Source organism: Cecembia sp., from assembly GCF_007126775.1.
Lineage (GTDB): Bacteria > Bacteroidota > Bacteroidia > Cytophagales > Cyclobacteriaceae > Cecembia.
The window spans coordinates 1-7,245 of the sequence record NZ_SLAP01000014.1 but is presented as its reverse complement, the minus strand read 5'-3'; the positions used below and the strand labels follow the sequence as shown (position 1 = coordinate 7,245).

The following is a 7,245-nucleotide window of genomic DNA, read 5'->3' as shown; positions in this document are numbered from 1 at the left end:
GGAGGTCTTCGTGTATTGGGTGCCAATTTCAAAGATTCTAAGCATGGTGTTCTTACCGATAAGGCTGGTGCCTTGACCAATGATTTCTTCGTAAACTTGTTGGATCTGGGTACTACTTGGAAAGCTACTTCCGATGCGCAAAATGTGTTTGTGGGATCTGATAGAAACACTGGAGAACCGAAGTGGACTGCCACCAGGGTTGACTTGATTTTCGGCTCTAATTCTGAACTCAGGGCCATCGCAGAAGTATATGGTTGCGCAGATGGAAAAGAGAAGTTTGTAAAAGACTTTGTGGCCTCTTGGGTTAAAGTGATGAATTTAGACCGCTTTGAACTGGCTTGATAAAAGCTCAAAATTGGTAAAAAGGTAGGGACGTTTTGGCCCTACCTTTTTTTGTTATTTTCAAACATAGTGCATATTTCCACCTAACTTACCCCTAATAGGCATTAAAATATTAATTACTATGATATCGCGAATATTGGTTCTGATCCTTTTTTTGGCAGTAGTTTCCTGCAGTCCCAGGGGACATATCATCAGGATTAATAAATCCGAAATAGCACCTTACACACATTTGGATCTCAATCAGCGCATTCTTGTCAATATCCCTCAAAATATCTCTCAAAAAGATTACTATATCCTGATGGAGTCGGCTTTATTATCAGTTCAGCAACGGGGTTTTCTGGAGGTATGGGATACTGATGAGTATGAACTGGAATTGAGGGCTGCAGAGATAGCTGATTTTTCTCTGGGAAGGAATATCCAAAGGTTGTATGACAACTTAGGTGTAAATTATTTCCTCGATATCGTGATAATTAGCAGAAAACCCTTCCGCTACAGCAGTTTAAGTTCCCAGTTGGAATACAGAGAACAAATGAACCCCAATTTCCCCAATTTTGGAGGCTTGGTTTCCGAGACAGACCATAGGGTCATTACCCAATACACACTTTACCAAACTGATGGGGCAATAAAAATGGCTGAATTCGAAGTCGAATCCAGCCATTTGAAAAACAATACTTTGGATGCCAGGGTAATAAGAAGGGAAATCCAGGAATTTTTTAACCAGATTTACCTTGCAGTTCCCTGATTAATGGTTTGCCCAAAGAAAACAGCATTCAAAAAGAGCTTATTGGTGCCAAACCAAAATGCGCGAAAGTTAGGGTTATCTGCCATACCGATAATGCGGCCCCTGCCTAAAGCAGAGATTTGAATAGCACCTGTATTTTTTATTTGTTCCAAATTGCTGGGATGCACATAGCCACTTGCCAATGGGCTGGAAGTATAGACCAAAGGATTGGCATAAGCATTTTCGGCAGGTAATAGAAATTGGTTTCCGTTTCTGAAACTAAATATTTCTCCCTTTTCAAATCCATAACCAATAGGATGGGTACTGTCCAGCTTTGTATGGAAGATAGCTCCTCCGGTCACTTTGGCCCCAGTAGCATTTTGGTAATCTGCGTAGGACCTTTGGATTTGTCCGTCTTTTTCGGGTTCATTTTTAAACTTAAATCCAGCTATTTCTTGTTGGCTTAGCCAATTCAATGCATATCCTCTTGCAATAAGCGTATTGCCAGCACCAATCCAGGCCTTGAGTTTTTCAGCTCCGGATTTGCCCAATGCAGCATAATTCCCATTGGGCATGTAGATGACATTGTAACGGTTAAGATCTGCAGCATTTAACCTGTCCATAGGTAGGAGTGTGGCAGGCATACCCATCCGTTGGTCAAACAAGTGCCAAGCCTCTCCAGCTTCAGAACTGCTTACACCTCCTTCAACAAGTATGGCAATTTCCGGTTTTTTAAGTACATCTATTTTTGGAGAGCCCAAGTTAATTCCTTTGGTATAACCTGTACTCACGGCATGGATGTCCAAACCGGATGATTTGGCGGTCTCCTGAAGGTCAGCAAAAAACTTGTCGTCCTCCACTTTACTTAACCCTTTGTCAACGATGATGCTACCACGCTTCATTTTTGTTCCCTCGGACAAGGTGATTTCATCATTTGCCACCCTGACAAGGTATCCTTTATCCATAAGGGCATAGGCCGCTTTAGGCGCGTAGTATTCAGACCAACCGAAAATGTAACTATATGCTCCGGGTTCACCTATTACTTTTCCTTCTCTTAAGGAAAGTGATTTTTCCACAGGTTCTACCGAGGCAAGGTTGAGGATTCTGCTACCTAAGTTCATATGATCCAAATTGAAAGCCATAGGCATGGTCCAGGCAGAAACATCGTAGAAAAGGCTGTCCTGGAAGCTGGTTCTGGTTTCAAACATGGATTTGATCAACCTGTACTGGGGTTGGTTGAGTGGCACGATGTAGGCTTTTTCTTTTTTGAATTCCACTCCATTGATTGTGATGTCTTCCATCAGGCTGAATAGGTCAATATCATGTTGTAAAATGATGTCCGCCAAGTGAAAGGTTCTTCCTGCATCTTCTTTAGAACCAAAGATATAGGCCTTGTTGGGATCTGCATCGTATTCATTTTTAACTTCCCTGTAAAAATCCCGCATAAAAGTGTTCAATTCGATACGCATTTCTTTTGCTGCTTCAAATGAGGAAAGCGTGGTCACAAATTGATTGCGGATTGTAAAGGCAAAGGTCAAAGGCCCATAAATGCTTTCCTGCAGGTGTCCTCTTGAAGAAGCCTGTTCAAAGAGAATCCCAATGGAACCTTGCACATCTGGGTAAGTGGATCCTTTACCATAGTAGAAGTCATCAAAACTTTCCTGGGAATAGTAAAGAGAACCGATTTTATCCAAATGCTTGGCATGGTACTGGCCAATCTTTTCTGTTAATTCAAAGTTCTTCTTTGGCGTCAAAGGATGGTTCCTTGCAGGAATACCCGGCTGAAAGAAGAAAGTACTGTTGGTGCCCATCTCATGGTGATCCAAGTGAATGTTGGGCAGCCATTCCTGAAACTTGGCCACACGGTTCCGGGATTCCGGATGCTGTGCAGGTAACCAATCCCTATTCAGATCAAACCAATAATGGTTTGTCCTGCCCCTAGGCCATGCCTCATTGAGTTCCCGACTATTCGGATCTCCGTTCAAAACATAACTTTTATGGGAATTGACCCAAGAAGCAAATCTGTTAACCCCATCTGGGTTCAGTGCCGGATCCAAAACAATAATGATATCCTCTAACGCTGCTTCGATCTCATTTGCAGCTGCAAAATGGTAGGCTGATAAAAGTGCGGCATTGACTGCGGAAGCTTCATTGCCATGTACTGCATATCCTGCCCACATGACCAATGGCATGTTTTGTACATCTGGACTAGCAGCAGGATCCCTGAGTTTTTTCCTTTCCTCCTTTATTTGATCCAAATTGTTATGGTTATTGGGGGAAGTAATGGTCAAAACAACCTGTGGTCTCAATTCATAAGACCTGCCAATAATCTCTATGCTTACCCGCTCAGAGGAAGCGGCAACGGCTTGCATATACATCACCACCTGATCATGGCTGGCATGCCAATCCCCTACTTCAAAGCCTAAAATGGATTGGGGTGTAGGAATGTCTGGATTATAGGTAAACCCTTCAGGTAGGTAATATTCCAGGGTATTCTGTGCTTGAATGGGCAAGATTGAACAGGCCAATAGCAGGGCAAAAACAAATCGGATCGCATTCATCATGGTAATAAAGATTTCAATTTAGAATCAATTTTGTTAAATTATGGGAAAATAATACCTATTTTCGTTTGAAAGGCAATAATTCTTGATGGTATGGATTTTATGGTTAATTCTGCATACGCAGTTTTTTTTCTTCTGTTTGGTATTGGTTATGCCATTCTTTGGCTTTGGGCTTTGGTTGATCTGTTGAAGTCCGAGTTTAAAGACAGCAATATGAAACTGGTCTGGGCAATTGTCCTAATTTTTGCTAACCCTATAGGGCCTTTTGCCTATTTTATACTTTCTCGGGAACAGAAGTTAAGTGCCCGTAAATACATTAACAAATAAGCTATGTTTGGACTGGGAATTGTCGGTTTGGCGATATATGCCTATACCATTTATGATGTGGTTGTCAGTAAATTTGGAGGTCCCAACGATAGGATCGTATGGATCTTAGTGGTGCTGTTCTTACCCCTACTGGGTACGATTCTCTGGTTTTTGATCGGTAAAAAATCTACCATTTAATATCCTTACGGGATATTTTTCCAAGGATTACAAAGTTATCCACAATACATTTTTTTAAACAAAGTAATCTGTGTTAATCCTCATTCATCCCGCCTTGCGGGACAAGTTCAGCGGTTAAAAAAACAAAAAAGGAATATTTTTTTACCGCAACTTGTCCCGAAATTCAGGATAGCATCATAATACACATAGTTAAGATGTGAGATTCTTCGCTTCCAATGATAGATTAGAGTAACCGTCACTCTGACGAAGGAAGAATCTCCCTTAGTTTAGGAGATGCTTCGACTCCGCAAGCTCCGCTCAGCATGACGTTTCAATAACTTTCATTGCCTTTCTGTAAATGCCAAATTTTAAAAAATCAGAGTGACGAACATTTCAGTCATTTCTGATCCAATATCACAAAGATCTTCAATAGTGGTTAAATTTAAATCAATCTGTATTGTAAATCTTCTCCAAAGCCTCTTCTAAACTCGGGTATCGGAATTCGAATCCGGCATCCCTGATTTTTTTGGCAGAGACCTTATTGCCTCCCAATACCATTTGGGCCATCTCGCCTAGTACCAATTTGAGCGCAAAGCCGGGAACACCAATTCCCATATACAGCTTCCCTACTTTTTTAGCCGCTTTTTGCGTTAATTCTTCATTAGTGGCAGGTTTTGGGCCAACGGCATTGTAAATACCACTAAGCGATTTATTTTCCAAGGCAAAGAAAAACATTCTGGCCAGGTCATCTATGGCAATCCAGGACATCCATTGTTTGCCATTGCCCAAGGGAGCGGCAACCGGCGGTTTGAGCATCTCTACCAAAGCCCCCCCTTTATTGTCCAGCACAATCCCGATACGGAGCATGACCGTACGTATGCCCAAATCTTCAATTTTTTTCACCTTATCTTCCCATGCAATGACTACTTGGGCCAAAAAGTCATTGCCTGCTTGACCATTTTCATCCATGAGGGTATCTCCTGTGTTGAATCCATAGTAACCCACTGCAGAAGCAGAAATGAAAACCTCTGGCTTTTTGTCTGATTTTTCGATGGTTTGAAGAAGCAGTGCTGTGGAATTTGTCCTGCTTTCCAAGATGGCTTTTTTTCTAGATGCCGTCCATCGCTTATCCGCTACCCCCTCTCCTGCAAGGTGGATGATTCCATCTGCCCAAGCAATGGCTTCAGGATCCATCTCGTACTTTTCCACATCCCAAGCAAAGGATTTTTGACTGTATTTTTCAGGATTGCGGCTGAGCCAAGCTATATGGTAGCCTTTCCTTTCCAACAATTGGGTGATTTTTTTTCCTACCAATCCGGATCCCCCGGCGATCAATATGTTTTTCATGTTATTCAGATTCGATTTTTATTAAACCAATTCAAGTTGATTTTCATTTATATTACATAAAATTTAGCTTTCCGCTAAGGAATTCGATAAGAAATTATATTTTTGTGAAGATCAAGGTGATGGGGTACCACCTGTAACCGCCCATTTTTGGTGCTGATGACTCCTGCTTCAACTGTAAACTAAAATTAAATCCTTTATGTTGGAGAGGGTCAAATCTTTTTTGAAAGCCAAGGAATTTCTACAATTAGAGTTTATTCCAAGTGTTGTATTTACCGTAAAGTGGTTGATAGTAGCTGGTGTGATAGCCTTTATTGCGGGATCTGCTTCTGCCTTTTTCTTAATCTCGCTCAATTGGGTAACTGATTTTAGAGAGGCCAATATCTGGATCATTGCATTACTTCCCATTGGAGGCTTGATCATAGGTCTAACCTACCATTACCTTGGGGAATCAGTAGTCAAAGGTAATAACCAATTGCTCGAAGAGTTTTATAATCCACAAAAGACCATTCCACTGAGAATGGCTCCTCTGGTCCTTTTTGGTACCTTAGCCACCCATCTTTTTGGGGGATCGGCAGGTAGAGAAGGTACAGCAGTGCAGATGGGCGGAGCCATTGCGGACCAGTTTACCAAATGGCTCAAACTGACCAAAGAAGACCGTAAAATATTGATTACCATTGGTGTAGCCTCAGGTTTTGCTTCTGTATTCGGAACCCCATTGGCAGGAGCAGTATTTGCTCTGGAATGGTTGGTAATAGGAAGGGTAAGGTATGAGGCTATTCTACCAGCTTTTATCAGTGCTTATGTGGCGGATTATGCCTGTTCAGAATTTTGGAACGTCCACCATACGCATTATACCATTGATATCATTCCAGCGATCAATATCCCTAATTTATTATGGATCATTCCAGCAGGAATCGCTTTTGGTATTGCAGGCCGCTTATTTGCCAAAGCCACTCACACTTGGTCGCATATTTTTAAGCATTATATTTCCTATGCTCCTTTAAGGCCTGTATTTGGGGGTGTTTTGGTGGCTTTGCTGGTTTGGGCTATGGGAAGCACCAAATATATCGGACTGGGTATCCCGACCATTGTGGATTCCTTTTCAGAAACCTTGCCATGGTACGATTCTTTGGTTAAAATTTTCATGACTTCTTTGACTTTAGGCGCAGGGTTTAAAGGAGGTGAAGTAACACCATTATTTTATACCGGTGCTACCTTGGGCAATGCCCTTTCAGGTGTGATACCCCTTCCTATGGCTTTATTGGCTGGAGCGGGTTTTGTGGGCGTATTTGCCGGTGCCACCAATACCCCTTTGGCTTGTACTCTAATGGGGATCGAACTTTTTGGAGCAGAATCTGGGATTTTTATAGGCTTGGCCTGTGTATTGGCCTATGTTTTTAGCGGTCACGCTGGGATTTACAATTCCCAGATCATCGGCAGTCCAAAAAGCCGGAAAAGGATGGATAAGAAAGGGACTAAGCTGGGAGAGCTCTGACTTTTTCTATCTGGAAATCCAGGTTTTTGATTCGTTTGAGAAATATTACTGACCATAATATTTTAGATAATTTTTTGCCCATGATTTTATAAGTGGGGTGTGAGCTTTCTTAAATCATTAATAATATTTATGTTTAGTATATTAAACATAAATAAAAACTTATGAAATAGAATGCTCAATTTTGTCCTATAAACATCAAAAAATCAAAAGGCAATGAAACGAATTACAGTCGCAAAAGGAGATGGCATTGGTCCGGAAATCATGGACGCTACACTCGCTATTATCAAAGCCGCAGG

The 7,245-nt window shown here is 41.6% G+C and carries 6 protein-coding genes, 1 pseudogene and 1 riboswitch; of the genes and pseudogenes, 5 read left to right on the top strand and 2 right to left on the bottom strand.

Going from position 1 to position 7,245, the window contains the following annotated elements; all coding sequences use genetic code 11:
• Together QZT73_RS01180 and QZT73_RS01175 are read left to right on the top strand one after the other, a co-directional pair.
• Window positions 1-342 (top strand): annotated as a pseudogene (locus QZT73_RS01180) (catalase-peroxidase); the annotation flags it as partial.
• Between the two features lie 121 nt (window positions 343-463).
• On the top strand, window positions 464-1,084 hold the full coding sequence (locus tag QZT73_RS01175) for a hypothetical protein (RefSeq protein ID WP_291786199.1): 621 nt from the start codon (window positions 464-466) through the stop codon (window positions 1,082-1,084).
• On the opposite strand, the gene QZT73_RS01170 is transcribed toward QZT73_RS01175, so the two are convergent.
• Window positions 1,066-3,627, bottom strand: a complete 2,562-nt coding sequence (locus QZT73_RS01170; RefSeq protein ID WP_291786198.1) for a M14 family metallopeptidase — start codon at window positions 3,625-3,627, stop codon at window positions 1,066-1,068. The two genes, QZT73_RS01175 and QZT73_RS01170, sit on opposite strands and share 19 nt — an antisense overlap.
• A 90-nt stretch (window positions 3,628-3,717) precedes the next feature.
• Between QZT73_RS01170 and QZT73_RS01165 the strand changes: the two genes are divergently transcribed.
• Together QZT73_RS01165 and QZT73_RS01160 are read left to right on the top strand one after the other, a co-directional pair.
• Window positions 3,718-3,951, top strand: a complete 234-nt coding sequence (locus tag QZT73_RS01165) for a PLD nuclease N-terminal domain-containing protein (RefSeq protein ID WP_363331078.1) — start codon at window positions 3,718-3,720, stop codon at window positions 3,949-3,951.
• A 3-nt stretch (window positions 3,952-3,954) separates the two neighbouring features.
• On the top strand, window positions 3,955-4,128 hold the full coding sequence (locus QZT73_RS01160; RefSeq protein WP_291783866.1) for a PLDc N-terminal domain-containing protein: 174 nt from the start codon (window positions 3,955-3,957) through the stop codon (window positions 4,126-4,128).
• Between the two features lie 426 nt (window positions 4,129-4,554).
• Here the strand turns inward: QZT73_RS01160 and QZT73_RS01155 are convergent, their stop codons facing one another.
• Entirely contained in the window at window positions 4,555-5,454 is a 900-nt protein-coding gene (locus QZT73_RS01155; protein WP_291786197.1) for a TIGR01777 family oxidoreductase, read from the bottom strand.
• A 106-nt stretch (window positions 5,455-5,560) separates the two neighbouring features.
• Window positions 5,561-5,627: riboswitch (Fluoride riboswitch) on the top strand.
• Between the two features lie 23 nt (window positions 5,628-5,650).
• Here QZT73_RS01155 and QZT73_RS01150 point away from each other — a divergent pair.
• A complete protein-coding gene (locus tag QZT73_RS01150; protein ID WP_291786195.1) occupies window positions 5,651-6,949 on the top strand; it encodes a voltage-gated chloride channel family protein in 1,299 nt (432 codons plus the stop codon).
• The last annotated feature ends 296 nt before the right edge of the window (window positions 6,950-7,245 follow it).

Excerpts from the sequence above, each read along its gene's own strand:
- QZT73_RS01175 (WP_291786199.1), top strand. The coding sequence starts at position 464 with ATGATATCGCGAATATTGGTTCTGATCCTTTTTTTGGCAGTAGTTTCC.
- QZT73_RS01170 (WP_291786198.1), bottom strand. The coding sequence starts at position 3,627 with ATGATGAATGCGATCCGATTTGTTTTTGCCCTGCTATTGGCCTGTTCA.
- QZT73_RS01165 (WP_363331078.1), top strand. The coding sequence starts at position 3,718 with ATGGATTTTATGGTTAATTCTGCATACGCAGTTTTTTTTCTTCTGTTT.
- QZT73_RS01155 (WP_291786197.1), bottom strand. The coding sequence starts at position 5,454 with ATGAAAAACATATTGATCGCCGGGGGATCCGGATTGGTAGGAAAAAAA.
- QZT73_RS01160 (WP_291783866.1), top strand. The coding sequence starts at position 3,955 with ATGTTTGGACTGGGAATTGTCGGTTTGGCGATATATGCCTATACCATT.
- QZT73_RS01150 (WP_291786195.1), top strand. The coding sequence starts at position 5,651 with ATGTTGGAGAGGGTCAAATCTTTTTTGAAAGCCAAGGAATTTCTACAA.